Genomic DNA, 18,123 nt, shown 5'->3' on the forward strand with positions numbered 1-18,123 from the left:
GCGTCTCCGATCGTGACAGGATGCTGGTGGTGCTCAATCCTGGCACGACGAGGTGTGGAATCTCACCTCCGTCTCAGCCTGTGGGCGCCGCGCCCTCAGGAGAGGCCCTCAGGAGACGATGAGCAGCGCCGCGGCGAAGACGATCCCGGAGGCGATGAGCACGATCGTGGTGTAGCCGAGGATGTCGCGCATCTTCAGCCCGGCGATCGCCAGCAGCGGCAGCGCCCAGAACGGCTGGATCATGTTCGTCCACTGGTCGCCGTAGGCCACCGCCATGATCGCCACCGCGGGATCGGTCCCCAGGGACTCGGCGGCCTCCAGCAGGATCGGTGCCTGCACGGCGATCTGTCCGCCGCCGGAGGGGACGAAGAAGTTCACGATCCCGGCCGAGAGGAACGCCCACAGCGCGAAGGTCTGGTCCGTGGAGATCGCCACGAAGAACTCGGAGAAGACCTGCATCAGGCCGGTGCCGGCCATGATGCCCAGAATCCCGGCGTAGAGCGGGAACTGCAGGAGGATGTCGCCGACGGTGCCCGCGGCCTCCTTGGTGAGCGCCAGCAGCTCGAAAGGGCTGCGCACCAGCAGCATGATCAGCGTCAGGAAGCTCCAGTTCACGATGTCCAGGGTCAGTCCGCCGCCTCCGGCGAAGTGGAGCGCGAGGTAGCCCACCAGCATCAGGCCGATCAGCGTCGTGGGGATCCTGCTGGCATCGACCCGGTCCGCAGGGGTGACGACCTCGTCGTCGATCTCGGCATCCCGCAGCCGGGCGTCCACCCCCAGGGTGACGACGTCGTGCGGGTTCCGTGGGGCGATGAGCATCAGCGCACCGGCGACGACGACGATCGTCACCGCCGCGGTGATCATGTTCCACCCGGAGAACACCGTCTCCGTGATGGAGAGGGGATCGCCCAGGATCTCGGCGACGAAGGAGTCCGGGGTGGCGGCGGTCAGCGGCCCTGAGGCCGAGTAGCCCATGTGCCACACCACGAATCCGGAGAAGCCGGAGGCCACCAGCATCGGAAAATGCATCGGCATGTCCCGGCGCCTGGCCTGCTCAGCGACCTCGCGGGCCATCAGCCCGCCGACCACCAGGCCCAGCCCCCAGGTGATCAGCGAGGCCAGCGCCGCCACCAGGAAGACGAACAGATAGGCCTGCATCGGGCTCTGCGGGACCCGCGCCAACCGGCGCAGCAGGGCCCGCACCGGTCGGGTGCTGGCGAGGATGTACCCCAGGAACAGGATCAGGGCGATCTGCGTCATGAACTCCAGCAGGCCGGCCAGCCCCAGTCCCCATTCCTCGACCACCTCCAGCGGCCCGGCCTCGGTGAGCAGCAGGGCCAGGATCGCCACGATGACGGTCAGCCCGATCGCGAAGACCAGTGCTGAGGGGATCAGCTTCTCCACCAGCGTGTTCAGCGGTCGCATGATCGGGCCGAGCGGGGCTCCTCCGCCGGCTCCGGCAGGCTCCTCCTGTGAAGGCTTCGCGGTCACATCATCCTCCTTGACGCGTGAGACACCCGCGCCTGGCTCCGGCGCGGCAAGGCACCGAAGGCGTGACGCACATCACCGACAGCTTGCCAGATCTCTGGGGCGAATCCCTGGAGAACCGCCCATCTGCCCGAACCTGCTGGTGATTGACCTCACAGCCCGGGCGTGGAAGTATCGAGGTGAACGATCGGTCAGTAATTCCGGGGCCGCGCCCGCGCGCCTCCGGAGCATCAGCCACAGTCGGAGGAACCCCGTGACCACGCCCGCCTTCCTCGTCTCCGGGACACGCACCCCGGTCGGCCGCTACGGCGGTGCCCTCTCGATGGTCCGGCCGGACGATCTGGCCGCCCGGGTGATCCGCACCGTCGTCGAGGACGCCGGCATCGACCCCTCCGACGTCGACGAGGTCATCTTCGGCAACGCCAACGGCGCCGGAGAGGAGAACCGCAACGTCGCCCGCATGGCTTGGCTGCTCGCCGACTTTCCGGACACCGTCCCCGGCATCACGGTCAACCGACTCTGCGCCTCGGGCATGAGCTCCATCGCCCAGGCCCATCACATGATCGCCGCCGGCGCGGCCGACCTGGTCGTCGCCGGGGGAGTGGAGTCCATGTCCCGGGCGCCCTGGGCCATGGCCAAGCCCACCAGCGGCTTCGCCAAGCCCGGAGAGGTCGTGGACACCTCCATCGGCTGGCGATTCGTCAACCCGAAGTTCCTCACCATCGACAAGCGCACCTACTCCATGCCGGAGACCGCCGAGGAGGTCGCCCGTGTCGAGGGCGTCACACGCGAGGAGGCCGACGCCTTCGCCGCCGAGTCCCAGCGCCGGGCCCTTGCCGCCGTCGACGCCGGCCGCCTCGCCCGCGAGATCACCCCGGTGGAGGTGCCCGGGCGAAGGGGCGCGGTCACCGTGGTCGACACCGACGAGGGTCCGCGCCCCGGCACCACCGTGGAGACCCTGGCCGGGCTGCGCCCCGTGATCGCCGGCGGCAGCGTCGTCACCGCCGGGAACTCTTCCTCACTCAACGACGGCGCCTCCGCCGTCATCGTGGCCTCAGAGGCCGCCGTCGAACGATACGGGCTGACTCCGCGCGCCCGCATCGCCGGAGGGGCGAACGCCGGTCTGGCCCCGGAGATCATGGGCATGGGGCCGGTCCCCGCGAGCCGCAAGGCCCTGGACCGCGCGGGTTGGAGCACCGGCGAGTTGGAGGCCGTGGAGCTCAACGAGGCCTTCGCCACCCAGTCCCTGGCCTGCATCCGCCGCCTCGGCCTGGACCCCGCCCTGGTCAACGCCGACGGCGGCGCGATCGCCCTGGGACACCCGCTGGGCTCTTCCGGGGCGCGGATCGTGCTCACCCTGGCCCGGCGCATGGAGGACGAGGGTGCTCGCCGCGGCCTGGCCGCCATGTGCGTGGGTGTGGGCCAGGGCTCCGCCCTGCTGCTGGAGCAGGTGTGACCATGGCCCACGGACTGCACGAGCTCGATCCCGAAACCTTCACCACCCTGCGCATCACGGACGCCGAGGACCGCATCCATGCCCGCCTGGACCGGCCCGACGTGCGCAACGCGATCGACGCCACCATGATCGAGGAGCTCCACGCGCTCTGCGCCCACCTGGAGCACGACCCGAAGATCCTCATCCTCTCCGGCACCGACCCGGACCCGGCGACCGGCCGCCCCGGCGTCTTCGCCTCCGGCGCCGACATCGGCCAGCTGAGGGAACGCCGCCGGGACGACGCCCTGCGCGGAGTCAACTCCACAGCCTTCGACCGGCTCGCCAAGCTGCCGATGCCGGTGATCGCCGCCCTGGACGGCTATGCCCTGGGTGGCGGGGCCGAACTGGCGTGGGCCGCCGACTTCCGGCTCGGCACCCCTGAGCTGACCGTGGGCCAGCCCGAGACGTCCCTCGGCATCATCCCCGCCGCCGGTGCGCTGTGGCGCCTGCGCGAGCTCGCCGGCGAGCCGCTGGCCAAGGAGATCCTGCTCGCCGGGCGCATCCTGGATGCCGAGGAGGCACGGACCCACGGCCTGATCAACGCGATCCATCCCGCCGAGGAGCTGCTCGACGCCGCCCACGCTCTGGCCGATCGCATCGCCCGCCAGGATCCGCTGGCGGTGCGGATCTCCAAGCAGGTGTTCTCGCTGCCCCGTGAGGCCCACCCCCAGGTGGACAACCTCGCCCAGGCCATCCTCTTCGAGTCCGAGGCCAAGTTCGACCGCATGCAGGCGTTCCTGGACCGGAAGAAGGCCCGCAGCACACGCCGGTCAGAGGCGACGTCGCCGGAGACGTCCCCGGCCCAGACCTCAGGAGACCACACATGAGCGCCCGCCCCGAGACTTCCCAACCGTCCACCGTCGGGGTGCCTTCCACCGTCGGCGTGCTCGGCGGCGGCCGCATGGGGGGAGGCATCGCCCACGCTTTCCTGATCGCCGGCGCCCAGGAGGTCGTCGTCGTCGACGTCTCCGCCGAGGCCGCCGACGCCGCCCGCGGACGCATCGAGGGCGACGTCGCCGCCTCCCTGCAGCGCGGGAAGATCGATGGCGAGCTCACCGACTGGACCACCAGGCTGACCGTCACCGCCGACGTCGCAGACTTCGCCCGCTGCGCCTTGGTGATCGAAGCCGTGCCCGAGGACATGGACCTGAAGACCGCTTCGCTGCGCCGCGTGGAGGAGCAGCTGGCCCCGCAGGCATGGCTGGGCACCAACACCAGCTCTCTCTCGGTCACCGACCTCGCCGAGCATCTGCAGCGTCCCGAGCGGTTCTGCGGGCTGCACTTCTTCAACCCGGTGCCGGCCTCCAAGCTCGTGGAGGTCGTGCTCGCCGGGACCACTGGTGAGGAGCTCGCCGCGCTCAGCCCCCAGTGGGTGGAAGCCCTGGGCAAGACCCCCGTGGTGGTGAAGGACGCCCCCGGCTTCGCCTCCTCGCGGCTCGGAGTGGCCATCGGGCTGGAGGCCATCCGCATGGTCGAAGAGGGTGTGGCCAGCCCGGAGGACATCGACAACGCCATGGTGCTGGGCTACAAGTTCCCCATCGGGCCGCTGGCGCTGACCGACATCGTCGGGCTCGACGTGCGCCTGGGCATCGCCGAATACCTCGAATCCCGACTGGGGGAGCGGTTCACCCCGCCGCAGCTGATGCGGGAGATGGTCGCCCGCGGCGAGCTCGGCCGTAAGACCGGCAAGGGGTTCTACGACTACCCGCCGCAGTGAACCACCGACCCGCCGATGACCACGGCTCCAGTTCCGGCCCCAGCCTCGGCGGCTGGACCGGCTCGACGACGGCACGGTGCCTCCACGCCGTCGTCGCGCTGGTGTGTGCGGCCGGCCTGGTCACCTCGCTGCATCTGGGCTGGACCACGGACACCGACCTCCCCCTGGGTGTGGGCTACCACGGCGGATTCACCGCCGGCTGGGAGCACACGCTCAACCAGCCGGCCTACTTCACGGTGCTCTCGGGGCTGCTGGCCTGCCTGACCTCGGCGATGCTCGCCCTGCGGCCCCACCGGACCTCGGAGATCTTCCGCGCCGCACGGCTGTGTGCCGTGGTGTGCGTGATCATCACCGGGATGGTGTTCAACCTGCTGCTGCGGGGCCCCGACGTGCTCACCGGAGTGCGGTGGATCAATGACACCGTCCTGCACCTGATCGTGCCGGTGCTGGTCCCGGCGGTGTGGATGCTGGTCGGACCGCGGGGGTGGGTCACCGGACGCGTCGTGGCGCTGTCCCTGGTGGTTCCGGTGGGCTGGCTGGGGGTGACCTTGGCTCGCGGGCCGAGGATCGACTGGTACCCCTACGACATCCTCGACGTCCCTGGGATGGGATACGCCGGCGTCGGGGTCTACATCGGCTCCATCCTGGCCGGCTATCTGGCCGTGGCCTGCCTGCTGTGGGGGCTGGATGCCCTGCTGACGAGGCTCACCCCGGAATGAGCCGGCGCCGGCTCCTCGAGCTGACGCCGGCCCATCGTCTCAGAGGTCGGCCAGAGCGGTGGAGGGATCCTCCACGCAGCGGGCCACGAAGTCCAGGAACCCGCCGGCGGCGCCGCCGTCGCAGACCCGGTGGTCGAAGGCCAGGGTGAGTGTGCTGATGCTGCGCACGGTCAGCTCCCCGTCCACCACCCAGGGGCGCTCCAGGATCCGGCCGAGGCCGAGGATCGCCACCTCCGGGTGGTTGATGATCGGCGTGGCGCCGTCGGAGCCGAACACTCCGTAGTTGTTCACCGTGAACGTGCCACCGGTGAGCTCCCTGCCGGAGATCGTCCCCTCGCGGGCTGCACCCACCAGCCGGCCGATCTCCTCGTGGAGGGCCCGGGCGGAGAGCCTCTCCGCGTGACGGATCACCGGCACCACCAGACCGGCGTCCGTCTGGGCGGCGAAGCCCAGGTTGACCCCGTCGAAGTGCACGATCTCCTGCTCACCGTCCTCGCGGGTGTCCACCCGTGTGGCGAGCTCGGGGTGCCGGGCCAGTCCGGCCAGCACGAACCGTCCGATCAGCGCCAGCAGGGAGGGTGCCGCGGCGCCGCTGGTCTGGGCCTGCCGCTTCAGCCGCGCCCGCAGGGCGAGCAGCTCGGTGAAGTCGGCGTCCTGCCAGACCGTGGCCTCCGGGATCTCGCGGCGTGAGCGGGACAACGTCGTGGAGACCGCCTTGCGCAGCCCGGTGACGTGCACGCGCTCGCTGACCTCCAGCCCGCCCGGGGCCGGCCGGGACGACGGCGCCGGGGCCGTCTGCTCCGTGGCCTGTGGGGCGCTCGGCGCCGGCACGGCCGCCGATGTCGCTGGGGCATCCCCGCCCGGGGGCCGGGTCTCGGCGACCTTCGGGGCGGAGGTCCTGAGGGCGGCGAGCACATCAGCTCGCACGATCAGCCCCTCCGGGCCGGTGCCGGTCACGCCGCCCAGCGGGATCTCGTGCTCGCGGGCGAGGCGACGCACCAGGGGGGAGGAGACTCGCGGGGCCTGCTGTGGGGTGCGTTCGGCGAGGGCCACGGTGGTGTCGCCTCCGGCACGGCGTCGGCGTCGACGGCGTGATCCCGAGGAGGCCTGAGTGCCATAGCCGATGAGGACATGTCCCGATCCTTCGTCGGAGCTGTCCGCCGGAGTCTCCTCCGATGCCGCGCCGGCGGCCGTGCCCTCGGAGGGGACGGCCGTGCCGGCCCGCTCCTCCTCGCGGTAGCTCAGCGCACCGGCCGAGTCGGCGTCGTGCTGGTCGGCGTCGTCGAGCCAGCCGCCGCTGCCGTCGGTGTCCACGGTGATCAGCGGCTCCCCGACGATGAGCGTCTCGCCGACCGCGCCGTGTAGCCGCACCACGATGCCCGCGTACGGGGAGGGGACCTCGATGGATGACTTCGCGGTCTCCACCTCGGCGATGGGCTGGTCCACCTCGATCATCTCGCCCTCGTCCACCAGCCAGCTCAGCAGCGTGGCTTCGGTGAGTCCTTCGCCCAGATCGGGCAGATTGAAGGTGGTCATCTCAGTCCTCCCACTGCAGCTCGTCGAGGGTGTCCAGGATCCGCTCCACGCTGGGCAGGTGATGCTCCTCGAGCTTCGGAGACGGGTACGGGATGTCGAAACCGGTCACCCGTCTCACCGGGGAGGCCAGCGAATGGAAGCAGCGTTCCTGAATCCGGGCGACGATCTCTCCGGCCACGGACACGAAACCCTGCGGCTCGGCGATGACCACGGCGCGGCCGGTCTTCTCCACGGTGGCGGTCAGCGCGGCGTCGTCGAAGGGCACAATGCTGCGCAGGTCCAGGACCTCCGCGGAGATGCCCTCCTCAGCCGCGGCCTCGGCGGCCTTCAGTGCCACGGACACCGAGGGTCCGTAGCTGATCAGCGAGACATCGGTGCCTTCGCGGGCGACGACGGCGCGGCCCTCCGCGCCCACGCCGGCGGCGGTGCCGGAGGAGTCCGGATCCTCGTACTGCTCGCGGAGAGCGGCCAGGTCGACCGGCTCCTTGGTCCAGTAGAGCTTCTTCGGTTCGAAGAAGACCACCGGGTCTGCGGAGTCGATGGCCTCGCGCAGCATCAGGTAGGCGTCGGCGACGGTGGCTGGGGTGTAGACCTTCAGGCCGGGCGTGTGGGCGTAGTAGGCCTCTGAGGAGTCGCAGTGATGCTCCACCCCGCCCACGCCGCCCCCGTAGGGCACGCGGATGACCATCGGCAGGCGCACGCGGCCGCGGGTGCGGTTGGCGATCTTGGCGATGTGGCTGAAGATCTGTTCCAGCGCCGGGTAGGCGAAGGCGTCGAACTGCATCTCAATCACCGGCTTCATGCCGTTGATCGCCATGCCGGTGGCCATGCCGGCGATCCCGGACTCCGCCAGCGGGGTGTCGAAGCAGCGGTGTTCTCCGAAGCGCTGGGTGAGTCCGTCGGTGATGCGGAAGACGCCGCCCAGGGTGCCGACGTCCTCGCCGAAGACGCACACCGAGGTGTCGGCCTCCATGGCGTCGGACATCGCGGTGTTCAGGGCGGCGGCGAAGGTCGTGGCCTTCGGCGCCGGTGCGGAGCGCGAGGCGTCCGCAGCTGCGGGTGCGGGGGTGGTGGCGGTGTCGGTGGCGGGGGCCATGGTCAGTCCTCCTGGCTGCGCTCGAGCTCGTCGGCCAGCAGGGCGCGCTGTTCGCGCAGCTGGGCGGTGGGAGCGGAGTAGACGTGGTCGAAGATCTCCAGCGGGTCCATCTCAGGCTCGGTGGTCATCGCCTGGCGCAGCGAGGCGGCGACCTCCTCCGCCTTCTCCGTGATGCGGGACTCGACGGTCTCGTCGAGCACCCCCTTGCCGGTGAGGAAGGTCTTCATGCGCTGCAGCGGGTCCCGCTTCTTCCACTGCTCGACCTCGTCGGCGTCGCGGTAGCGGGTGTCGTCGTCGGCGTTGGTGTGGGCCTGCATGCGGTAGGTGGTGGCCTCCAGCAGCAGCGGCATGGAGTGCTCGCGGGCCAGGTCCACGGCGCGGCGCAGGGTGGCCAGTACGGCCACCATGTCATTGCCGTCGACCTGCTCGCCGGCCATGCCGTAGCCGATGGCCTTGTGCGCCAGGGACGGTGCGGCCGTCTGGTGGGACAGCGGCACGGAGATGGCGTAGCCGTTGTTCTGTACGAAGAACACCACCGGGACCTCGAAGACGGCGGCGAAGTTCAGCGCCTCGTGGAAGTCGCCCTCACTGGTGGCACCGTCGCCGCACATGGCGAGCACCACGGTGTCCTCGCCGCGCAGCTTCGCCGCATGGGCGACGCCGACGGCGTGCAGCAGCTGGGTGGTCAGCGGAGTGGACAGCGCGGAGGTCCGGTACTCGCGCGGGTCGTAGCCGCAGTGCCAGTCGCCGCGGAAGGAGACCATGACCTCCAGGGGATCCACACCGCGGGTGAGTGTGGCGACGGTGTCCCGGTAGGTGGGGAACATCCAGTCGCCCTGGTCCAGGGCGAGGGCCGCACCCACCTGGCAGGCCTCCTGGCCGTGCGAGGAGGGGTAGACGGCCAGCCGGCCTTGGCGCACCAGGGCGTAGTTCTGGTCATTGACGCGACGCCCGACGACGAGCGCCTCGTAGGCGGCGAGCAGGGCGTCGTCCTCAGGGATGGGGTATTCGTGGCCGGGGCTGGTTCCCTGCTCCGCCTCGGGGATCAGTGTGCCCTCGGGGGAGAGCATGCGGATCTGCCGACGGGCCGGGAGCATGTACTGCTCCGGGGTGATCCCGAAGCTGCTGCTGGCCTCCAGGATGTGGGCGGCCTGCTCGGCCTTCTCGTGGCCGGGGGCCTCCACGGTGAACCGGGGGTCCTCGGCGGGGGTCGCCTCGCTGGCAGCTGCTGTGCCGTGCGTCATGGCGTCCAGCCTCCTCAGATGTGTCGCCGGATCGGTGCGTCTCGGCATGGGTGCCTCACTGGTGATGCTTCGAGTGTGACTCAGCTCATGCCTCGGCCTCCAGCCCTGCCGAGCATCGGAGACATCGTCTCGCCTAGAGAGGATTCAGCTGGACGTACTGTCAGAATTTGCGGCATGTGCGCCTGGTATCGTCCAGAGATATGAGCAGTCTCCTGGACGAATATCCACGCAGCGGGCGTCCCCTGGATGCCGTGGACCATCGCATCCTGGCCGCCCTGAGCGCCGATGCGCGCAAGTCGGTGACCAGCATCGCCCAGGAGCTGCACCTCTCCCGGGCCAACGCCTATGAGCGCATCGCCAGGCTCCGCGAGGCCGGGGTGCTGCGTGGCTACACCGCGGTGATCGATCCGCGTGCCGCGGGGTTGGCCACGGCCGCCTATGTGTTCCTCACGCTGAAGCAGGATGACTGGGAGGTGCTGCGCTCCGCGCTGGCCGGTGAGCCGGCGGTCCGGCATCTCTCGCTGGTGGGCGGGCAGTACGACGCCGTGCTGCTGGTGCGCACCCGCACGGTGGAGGAGCTGCGCCGGGTGATCTTCGAGCGGATCCAGTCGCTGTCCTGCGTGCAGTCCACGCAGACCGCCTTGATCTTCGACGACCACGCCGAGCACCTGCATGCGGCCCCGGAGGGGTGAGGAGTGAGGGCGGGCTGTCACCGGGTCCTCCACCTGCATCGATAGGCCGATTTGTAGGGATTATGCCCCCTGTTTGGGCCTCTGGCGCCTTCGAATTGACCACTCGACGTTGGGGTGAAGGGAGCGTCGTCGCCAGCTCCTCGAAAAGTGGTGGCGATCACGTTAGGATGACAGTGATTACCGACCGTTCGGTCAGTTTCACTGCTGTCGAGAGGACGTCATGACTGCCACTGCCACATCCGCCGAGGCCGGCTCCGCCGTCACCGACCTGCTGCCCAGCTACATCCGTGATGCCTGGTGGACCCCGGCGAACCCGGAGAAGATCGCCGAGGTCCGGGACGCCTCCACCGGCGAGCCCGTCTGTCGGATCTCGACTGACGGCCTGGACACCCGCGCCGCCGTCGCGCACGCACGCAGCGCCGGCCAGGTCAGCCTGGGGGAGATGACCATCCACCAGCGCGCCCTGCGGTTGAAGCACATCGCGGCCTACCTGGATGACCATAAGCAGGAGCTCTACGACCTCTCCGATCGCACCGGATCCACCCGCCGGGACCACCTGATCGACGTCGACGGCGGCATCGGGACCCTGCGCGTGTTCTCCTCCAAGGGGCGCAAGGAGCTGCCCAACGCCGATGTCATCGTCGACGGCGACGTGGAGCAGCTCTCCCGCGATGGTTCCTTCCTCGGTGAGCACATCTACACCCGGCTGACCGGGGTGGCTGTGCAGATCAACGCCTTCAACTTCCCGGTCTGGGGCATGCTGGAGAAGCTCGGTCCCAGCTTCATCGCCGGGGTGCCGACCATCGTCAAGCCTGCCAGCCAGACCGCGTACGTCACCCAGGCCTGCGTGCGCCTGATGCTGGAGTCCGGGCTTATGCCCGAAGGAGCGATCCAGCTGATCTCCGGTTCCGCCCGAGACCTGCTCGACCACCTGGACCATCGTGACCACGTGGCCTTCACCGGCTCGGCCGGCACCGCCCAGACGTTGCGCTCCCACCCGAAGGTGCAGAATGAGGGTGTACGGTTCACCGCCGAGACCGACTCGCTGAACGCGGCCATCCTCGGCCCTGACGCCGGCCCAGAAACCCCCGAGTTCGAGGCGTTCATCAGATCGGTGACTCTGGAGATGGCCGCCAAGGCCGGGCAGAAGTGCACCGCGGTGCGCCGGACGATCGTGCCCAGCGAGCATGTCGACACGGTCATCGAGGCCCTGCGCTCTCGCATCGAGTCTCGGGTGGTCCTCGGTGACCCGCGGGACGAGGCCACCACAGTGGGTGCGCTGGCCTCCAAGGATCAGCAGGCCGAGGTGAGCCGGGCCGTGCAGACCCTGCTCAGCGCCGGAGGGGAGCTGTGCCTGGGCGGGCCTGAGGGTGACCTCGGCGCCGCTGACGCGCAGGCTGGGGCGTTCTTCCCGCCCACGGTCCTGTCCTTCGCGGACCCCCGCACTCCGGAGGTCCACTCCGTGGAGGCCTTCGGCCCGGTCACCTCCGTGCTGGGCTATGCCGACGTCGACGACGCCGTCGAGCTCGCCGCCCTGGGCGGCGGCTCGCTGGTGGCCACGGTCTGCACCCATGACCCGCACACCGCGGCGGCCTTCGCGCGCGGCATCGGCTCCCACCACGGGCGTGTGCTGTTCCTGGACCGCGACGACGCCAAGACCTCCACCGGTCACGGCTCCCCGCTTCCGCACCTCGTCCACGGCGGACCCGGACGTGCCGGCGGCGGCGAGGAGTTGGGCGGCGTGCGCGCGGTGAAGCACTACATGCAGCGCACCGCCGTGCAGGGATCGCCCGATCTGCTCACCGGTGTCACTGGAGTGTGGCACCGTGGGGCGCAGGCGAACACGGCCACCCCGGAGACGGTGGCCTCCGGCGAGGCCGTCCACCCGTTCCGGAAGTCGCTGGCGGAGCTGCGGATCGGGGACCAGTTCGCCTCCGGGCTGCGAAAGGTCAGCCTGGAGGACATCCTGGCCTTCGCAGAGTCCACCGGGGACACCTTCTACGCCCACACGAACGAGGAGGCCGCCATGGCCAACCCGTTCTTCCCGCGCCGGGTGGCCCACGGCTACCTGCTGGTCTCCTGGGCCGCCGGGCTGTTCGTGGAGCCCGAACCGGGGCCCGTGCTGGCCAACACCGGCCTGGAGAACCTGTCCTTCCAGACTCCGGTCACCTATGACGACTCTATCCGCGTGACGCTGACCGCCAAGCAGATCACCCCGCGCGAGACCGACGACTTCGGCGAGGTTCGCTGGGACACCGTGCTGCACAACCAGCACGACGAGGTCGTGGCCACCTATGACGTCCTGACGCGAGTGGCGAAGGAGAAGCTGCCTGAGTGGGTCTGAGGCGCCGGCTCGCGGAGCCGCCGTCGTGCTGTGGCCGTTGACACCCCTGAAGTGATTTGCGATAGTGAACTCCAGATGGTCGGCTCCGGTGGAAGGCGGACACATGTCCTCGACGCGCAGGCTCCAGCAACCGCTCGCTCTGGCGGCGTTGACGGCGTTCCTCGCCGCCGGCTGCGTGCCGCTCGGGGAGGCCGTCGATCCCCCGGATGCTGAGGCGACCTCCGGCCAGGCGCAGGACGAGAGCCCGGAGGGCGGCGAGGGGGTCGAGACCGTCGACGACGGGTCCGGGGAGTCCGAGGCCGGAGGCGCCCAGGGCGATGCCGAGCCTGCGGACCACGAGGAGGACGCGGAGGACGCGGAGGACGCGGAGGACGCGGAGAAGGATCCCAGCTCTGATGCGGACGATCACCCGCCCGTGGTCGCCGAGGCGAGCATCTGGGACCACACCGCGGCCGAGCTGGTCGACGTGCAGGTCAGCGTGTACCCCCTGGTCCGGGACTCCCATGACGGCGAGGACTACCTCGCCGCGCGGATCGACTTCGAGCTGGCGGACGGTTCGGGGCGTTTCGACCTCGAGGCGGCGCTGACGTCACCGGACACCGACCCCACCGAGATCCGACTGGTCGACACCGAGGCGCTGGATGTGCAGGCCCCGCTGATGGTCTCCGACGGCGAGCTCTCGCTGCTGCCGGTGCAGATGGAGTACGACATCGTCTTCCCCGGGGACGTGGCCACCTGGACGGGCTTCTATGAGGATCTCGGGGTGGAGTCCAGCGCGGTGCTGGTGCCTTACTTCGGCCTGCTGGAGGACGTGGCGGTCCTCTATCCCGAGGACCTCGACGCGCAGGTCCTGGAGTCGTACCTGCTCGTCGAGGATCTGGGGTTCGATCCGGTCAGGGTGCTGCCCCGCACCTACCCGGCGGACGTCTACCGGGAGCGCGACGGCGGCGACGTCTCCATCCGCGACGATGACGGCCAGGCGACTCTCACCATGGCCTCCGACGTGCTCTTCGACGTGGACGAGCATGACCTCGACGATGACGCCGACGTCGCGCTGCAGGCCGCTGCGGAGGAGCTCGAGCGGCTGGACGGGGGTGAGCTGTTCATCGTCGGGCACACTGATGACGTCCTGGACGAGGACCACAACCAGGCGCTCTCCGAGCGGCGCGCGGAGTCCGTGCATGACCGGCTAGACGAACTCACGGACCTCTCAGCCTTCGAGATCACGGTCGAGGGGCGGAACTTCCAGGAGCCGGTGGCGGACAACGAGATCGATGAGGGGCGGGCGCAGAACCGGCGGGTGGAGCTGCTCTTCGAGCTGCCTGAGCTGGAGGACCTCACCGATCTGCAGCAGATCGGTGAGCCGGCGGATCCGGAAGGGCCGGTGGGGACCGCCGGTGAGGTCTTGGAGGTCACCGCAGAGGACGGCAGGGCCGCGGAGGTCGCCGTCGAGGAGGTGTATCGGCTGGACAACCTGCTGGTCGGCAGGCTCTCCGTGGAGATCACCCAGAATGCGGAGGGCCACGACACCTCCGGGCAGCTGGCCTGGCCGTTCAGCTTCGGAGACGACGGCCTCCGAGAGGAGCGCGAGTCCCTCGGCGAAGGCGGACAGGTGGACGCGGTCACCCTGCTGATCGGTGACAGCCGGGTGTTCCCGCTGGAGATGAGCGGACGTGGGTGGATCACCGGCGTCGATGATGACGGCGAGTTCCTCCAGGTGGACCTGCCCTGGTACAGCCCGCTCGCCGACCGCTATTTCGGTGGGGGCCACGATGCGGTCGAGGGCACGCGCGGGGTGGTCACCGTGCTGTGGCCGCTGGTCTCCTCCGAAGAGGTCACCATCGACGTGCCGGTGGAGACCGAATATGAGGACCGTGAGGGCTTCGACCCGTGGAGGTTCGAGGACGTCCCGGTGGTGGACGGTCTCCAGCGATCGGAAGCCGACGCCGACAAGGACGAGGACTGACCCCGGGCCGTCACTCGCCGCGGAAGGTGGGCTTGCGCTTCTGCTGGAAGGCGGCGAAGCCTTCGGCGTAGTCGGCGGAGCCGCAGAGCCGCCCCTGGGCGCGGTTCTCCTCGTGCAGAGACTCCCACAGGCCGATGCGCTCGTCTCGGATCCGGGACACCAGAGTCTTGGATTCGCGGAAGGCCAGGGTGGCCCCCGACGCCGCCCGCCGCGCCTTGCCGCGGCTGAAGTCCACCAGCTCCTCGGCGGGCACGGCGCGGGAGAACAGCCCGGCGGCCACCGCCTCCGCACCTGACATCAGGTCTCCGGTGTAGACCAGGTCCAGCGTGCGGTGGGCCCCCAGCCGCTCGGTGAACAGGGCGTGCCCGCCGGAGTCCAGGGTGGCGCCCAGTGCGGCGAAGGGGGAGCCGATCTTCGCGGTCTCGGCCACGTAGACGACGTCGGTGGCGATCGCCAGACCCAGCCCCACTCCGAGGCAGGCTCCCTGCACGGCGGCGAAGGTCGGTGCCGGGAAGTCGGCCATCCGGCGCAGCACCGGGGTGACCCTGTCCTGCAGGTAGCCCAGGGCGTCGTCCGTGGCGGGCTCCACCGCGGAGATGTCCCGGCCGGCGCAGAAGCCCTTGCCCTCGCCGCGCAGCAGCACCGCCCGCGCACCGGCGTCCTCAGCCTGGCGGTAGGCGTCGTCGAGGGCGGTCAGCGCCTCCTCGTCCAGGGAGTTGAGCTTCTTGGGCGCGTCCAGGACGATCTCGGCCAGGCCGTCGTCGATGGCGATGCTGATCACGGGCAGCTCCTCGCTGGGGGGGCGGGTCTGGATGTGCGGGTCTGAATGTGCGGGTCTGGATGTGGGGGTCCGGCCGGGTAGGTCAGGCGTCGTAGTCGACGACGAGCTTCTCGGCGGTGGGTCGGGTCTGGCAGGTCAGCACGAAGCCGGCCTCGACCTCGTCGGACTCCAGGGCGTAGTTCTCCTCCATGTCGAACTCGCCGCGGACCACCTTCGCGCGGCAGGTGCCGCACACCCCGCCTGCACAGGCGAAGGGCACGTCGGAGCGCGAGCGCAGGGCGGCGTTGAGCACGGTCTCCCCGGAGCCCTTCGGCGAGGTGACCTGCCCGGTGAGCCCGTCGAGGGTGAACTCGATCTCCACGGTCTCGCCGTCGGCGTCGGCCTCCACCTTCCGCCCCTGGTGCCCCTCCGGGCGGTCCGGCCGGCCGCTGGAGAACAGCTCGAAGCGGACCTTCTCCTCGGGCACGCCGCGGGCGGCCAGCGAGTCGCGCACCAGCTGGACCAGCTCGAAGGGGCCGCAGAGGAACCACTCGTCGGTCTCCGGCACCCGCAGCACCTTGTCGAGCAGGTCGCTGAGCTTCTCGACGTCGATCCGTCCGGTCAGCAGCGGATTGATGCGCTGCTCGCGGCTGAGCACGTGGTGGATCGCCAGCCGGGCCGGGTAGCGGTCCTTCAGGTCTCCCAGCTCCTCGGAGAACATCACGTCCCCGGCAGAGCGGTTGGCGTAGACCAGGTCGAAGGTGGAACTCTCGGAGGCGGCCAGCACCGAGCGGGCGATCGCCATGATCGGCGTGATCCCGGAGCCTGCGGCGAAGGCCACCAGGTGCACGTCCGGGCGTTCCGCCACGGCCTCGGCGGCCAGCTCCTCCGGCCGGTTCATCGAGGTGATCGCGGTCTTGGAGACGAAGGTGCCGGTGGGGTTCATCACCTGCAGGGTGTCCCCGGGCGCCAGGTTCTCGTTGGCCCAGCTGGAGAAGGCGCCGCCGAGGTCCCGCTTGATCGCGATCCGGATCTCCCCGGCAGTGGGCTCCTGGCACAGGGAGTAGGAGCGCCGGATCTTCTCGCCGTCGATCTCCGCCCGCAGCGCCACGTACTGGCCGGGCGCGTAGTCGAAGTCCTCCTGCAGCTCCTCAGGCACGGCGAAGGAGACCTCCACCGAGTCGGGGGTGAGTCGCCGCACCTCAGAGACGGTCAGCGTGGAGAACTTCGCGCGACGGCGCTTGGTCGTCTTGATCTGCATCAGTGCACCTTGAAGTGGTCGAAGGGCTCCAGACACTCGCGGCACTGGTAGAGCGCCTTGCAGGCGGTGGAGCTGAAGCGGGTCATCTCGCGGGTGTTCGGGGAGTCGCACTGCGGGCACTTCACGCTCAGCCCTACCGCGATCGGGCCGACGGCGGCGCGTCCGGTGGGCGGGGCGATGCCGTACTCGCGCAGCTTGGCCCTGCCCTCCTCCGTCATCCAGTCCGTGGTCCACGCCGGCTGCAGCACGGTGTCCACCCGCACCTGCTCGTGCCCGGCGGCGCGCAGCGCCTCGCGGACATCGCTGGTGATGGTGTCCATGGCCGGGCAGCCGGAGTAGGTGGGGGTGATGACGACGACGGCGGTGCCGTCCTCCTCCAGGCGGGCGTCGCGCAGGATGCCCAGATCCTGGATCGAGAGCACCGGGATCTCGGGGTCGTGGACCGTGGCGGCGATCTCGCGGACGCTGCGCTCGCCGTGGTGTGTCGGCGCAGCGGGCGCGGCAGCGTCATGGTCCGGGTGGCCGGCCATCATGGTTTCGGCGACGATGCGCGAGGCGCGACCGACGTCATGTGCCTCAGGGGTGACGCTCATCGCTGTCTCCTCCCGGTCAGTGGCGTGCAGCATGGCAGTGCTCACCACGTCGCTCCGGGGTGCTGGCGGGCCAGCACCTGCATCTCGGTCAAGATGTAGCCGCGCTGCTCGGAGAAGCGGCCGCTGCGGTCAGAGCCGTAGGCCCCGGAGATGTCCGGCACGGTCAGTCCGGCCTGCTCGATGATCTCCTGCAGCAGGCTCAGCGTCTCCTCGCGCAGGGACGAGGGCAGCACGGCGACGTCGCCCAGCCCGGTGAGGGGGTCCACGTCGATGAAGAGCTCTTCCACGTAGGACCACAGGGAGTCCAGGCCGGCCTGCATGCGGTGGGCGGACTCCTCGGTGCCGAGTCCGAGCCTCAGGGTCCACTGGGCGGCATGGTCCTGGTGGTATCGGACCTCTTTCAGGGCCTTGTCCGCGATCGCGGCCAGGGTGGGGTCGGTGGAGTGCACCAGGCGCCGGTAGAGCTGAAGCTGGTAGGCGCTGAAGATCAGCTGCCGGGCGATGGTCTGCCCGAAGTCGCCGTTCTCCTGCTCCACGAGGCGGCAGGAGCGGAACTCCTCCTCGTCCCGGAAGTAGGCCAGGTCATCCTCCGTCTTCCCCCAGGCGGTGCCCGCGTAGCTGAGCAGGAAGCGGGCGTGCCCCAGCAGGTCGAGGGCGATGTTCGCCAGGGCGACGTCCTCCTCCAGCTCCGGGGCGCGGGAGATCCAGGCGCTGAGCCGCTGGGCGAGGATCAGCGCGTCGTCGCCGAGGATGAGCGCATAGCGTGCGGTGGCCTCATCGGCCACGGCGTCCGAGGCGGCGATCTCCTCAGCGGTGATCGCCTCGCCCTGGGACTGGCGGGTCGCGGAGTCGTGGGATGCGAAGCTCACAGGTGCTTCACTCCCTCGGACTGCGTGTAGTAGGTGGCGTGGCGGTAGCTCTTGCCCTGCGGAGATTCGAAGAATCCGCCCTTGGAGTCAGGGTCGGAGGCCATGATCGCTGCCGCCGGGACCACCCACACCGAGGTGCCCTCGTTGCGCCGGGTGTAGAGGTCGCGGGCATTGCGCAGCGCCATCGTGGCGTCGGGGGCGTGCAGGGAGCCCGCGTGGACGTGGGAGAGTCCGCGGGAGGAGCGGATGAACACCTCCCAGAGCGGCCAGCTGCTGGAGTCTGCGGCGTCGATGGAGGTCATGGCCTCGCCTTTCCTGAAGTGGTCTCGGGCCCTGGGTGGAG

At 70.0% G+C, this 18,123-nt stretch carries 16 protein-coding genes; 7 read left to right on the forward strand and 9 right to left on the reverse strand.

All coding sequences use genetic code 11. The features are described 5' to 3' along the window. Nucleotides 1-108: 108 nt before the first annotated feature. On the reverse strand, nt 109-1,425 hold the full coding sequence (locus HNR09_RS11235) for a short-chain fatty acid transporter (RefSeq protein ID WP_179543164.1): 1,317 nt from the start codon (nt 1,423-1,425) through the stop codon (nt 109-111). A 316-nt stretch (nt 1,426-1,741) separates the two neighbouring features. On the opposite strand from HNR09_RS11235, the gene HNR09_RS11240 reads away from it, so the two are divergent. Genes HNR09_RS11240 through HNR09_RS16215 form a run of 4 tightly spaced genes read left to right on the forward strand, consistent with a single transcriptional unit; the run spans nt 1,742 to nt 5,419 of the window. Then, nucleotides 1,742-2,944 (forward strand): acetyl-CoA C-acyltransferase, encoded by a 1,203-nt coding sequence (locus tag HNR09_RS11240; RefSeq protein WP_179542117.1) that lies wholly within the window; start codon nt 1,742-1,744, stop codon nt 2,942-2,944. A 2-nt stretch (nt 2,945-2,946) separates the two neighbouring features. Further along, complete coding sequence (locus HNR09_RS11245) at nt 2,947-3,810, forward strand: enoyl-CoA hydratase/isomerase family protein (protein WP_179542118.1); 864 nt, start codon at nt 2,947-2,949, stop codon at nt 3,808-3,810. Then, nucleotides 3,807-4,700: a 3-hydroxyacyl-CoA dehydrogenase family protein gene (locus tag HNR09_RS11250; RefSeq protein WP_179542119.1), complete on the forward strand. Its 894-nt coding sequence runs from the start codon at nt 3,807-3,809 to the stop codon at nt 4,698-4,700. Before HNR09_RS11245 ends, HNR09_RS11250 begins: the two co-directional genes overlap by 4 nt. Beyond that, nucleotides 4,697-5,419, forward strand: coding sequence for a Pr6Pr family membrane protein (locus HNR09_RS16215; RefSeq protein ID WP_179542120.1), 723 nt, complete (start codon nt 4,697-4,699; stop codon nt 5,417-5,419). The genes HNR09_RS11250 and HNR09_RS16215 overlap by 4 nt, the downstream gene beginning before the upstream one ends. A 39-nt stretch (nt 5,420-5,458) precedes the next feature. On the opposite strand, the gene HNR09_RS11260 is transcribed toward HNR09_RS16215, so the two are convergent. Genes HNR09_RS11260 through pdhA form a run of 3 tightly spaced genes read right to left on the reverse strand, consistent with a single transcriptional unit; the run spans nt 5,459 to nt 9,295 of the window. Continuing rightward, the gene (locus HNR09_RS11260) at nt 5,459-6,955 is read right to left on the reverse strand and encodes a dihydrolipoamide acetyltransferase family protein (RefSeq protein ID WP_179542121.1); all 1,497 of its coding nucleotides are present in this window, start codon (nt 6,953-6,955) and stop codon (nt 5,459-5,461) included. 1 nt (nt 6,956) lies between these two features. Continuing rightward, nucleotides 6,957-8,051, reverse strand: a complete 1,095-nt coding sequence (locus HNR09_RS11265) for an alpha-ketoacid dehydrogenase subunit beta (protein WP_179542122.1) — start codon at nt 8,049-8,051, stop codon at nt 6,957-6,959. A 2-nt stretch (nt 8,052-8,053) separates the two neighbouring features. Further along, complete coding sequence (pdhA, locus tag HNR09_RS11270) at nt 8,054-9,295, reverse strand: pyruvate dehydrogenase (acetyl-transferring) E1 component subunit alpha (protein ID WP_179542123.1); 1,242 nt, start codon at nt 9,293-9,295, stop codon at nt 8,054-8,056. Between the two features lie 200 nt (nt 9,296-9,495). Here pdhA and HNR09_RS11275 point away from each other — a divergent pair, with 200 nt between their 5' ends. From HNR09_RS11275 to HNR09_RS11285, 3 genes are all read left to right on the forward strand, one after another. Continuing rightward, complete coding sequence (locus HNR09_RS11275) at nt 9,496-9,987, forward strand: Lrp/AsnC family transcriptional regulator (protein ID WP_179542124.1); 492 nt, start codon at nt 9,496-9,498, stop codon at nt 9,985-9,987. 220 nt (nt 9,988-10,207) lie between these two features. Further along, entirely contained in the window at nt 10,208-12,331 is a 2,124-nt protein-coding gene (gene paaZ, locus HNR09_RS11280; protein WP_179542125.1) for a phenylacetic acid degradation bifunctional protein PaaZ, read from the forward strand. A gap of 103 nt (nt 12,332-12,434) precedes the next feature. Beyond that, nucleotides 12,435-14,297, forward strand: coding sequence for an OmpA family protein (locus HNR09_RS11285; protein ID WP_179542126.1), 1,863 nt, complete (start codon nt 12,435-12,437; stop codon nt 14,295-14,297). 10 nt (nt 14,298-14,307) lie between these two features. Here the strand turns inward: HNR09_RS11285 and HNR09_RS11290 are convergent, their stop codons facing one another. From HNR09_RS11290 to paaB, 5 genes are all read right to left on the reverse strand, one after another. Beyond that, complete coding sequence (locus tag HNR09_RS11290) at nt 14,308-15,078, reverse strand: enoyl-CoA hydratase-related protein (protein WP_179542127.1); 771 nt, start codon at nt 15,076-15,078, stop codon at nt 14,308-14,310. Between the two features lie 82 nt (nt 15,079-15,160). Beyond that, nucleotides 15,161-16,318 carry a 1,2-phenylacetyl-CoA epoxidase subunit PaaE gene (paaE, locus tag HNR09_RS11295; RefSeq protein ID WP_179542128.1) on the reverse strand — a complete coding sequence of 386 codons (1,158 nt, stop codon included), beginning with the start codon at nt 16,316-16,318 and terminating at the stop codon, nt 15,161-15,163. Further along, on the reverse strand, nt 16,318-16,851 hold the full coding sequence (gene paaD, locus HNR09_RS11300; RefSeq protein ID WP_179543165.1) for a 1,2-phenylacetyl-CoA epoxidase subunit PaaD: 534 nt from the start codon (nt 16,849-16,851) through the stop codon (nt 16,318-16,320). Before paaD ends, paaE begins: the two co-directional genes overlap by 1 nt. 101 nt (nt 16,852-16,952) lie before the next feature. Continuing rightward, entirely contained in the window at nt 16,953-17,780 is an 828-nt protein-coding gene (gene paaC, locus HNR09_RS11305) for a 1,2-phenylacetyl-CoA epoxidase subunit PaaC (RefSeq protein WP_179542129.1), read from the reverse strand. Continuing rightward, the gene (gene paaB, locus HNR09_RS11310; protein ID WP_179542130.1) at nt 17,777-18,082 is read right to left on the reverse strand and encodes a 1,2-phenylacetyl-CoA epoxidase subunit PaaB; all 306 of its coding nucleotides are present in this window, start codon (nt 18,080-18,082) and stop codon (nt 17,777-17,779) included. Before paaB ends, paaC begins: the two co-directional genes overlap by 4 nt. Nucleotides 18,083-18,123: the final 41 nt, after the last annotated feature.

This window comes from Nesterenkonia xinjiangensis (genome assembly GCF_013410745.1).
Taxonomy (GTDB): domain Bacteria; phylum Actinomycetota; class Actinomycetes; order Actinomycetales; family Micrococcaceae; genus Nesterenkonia; species Nesterenkonia xinjiangensis.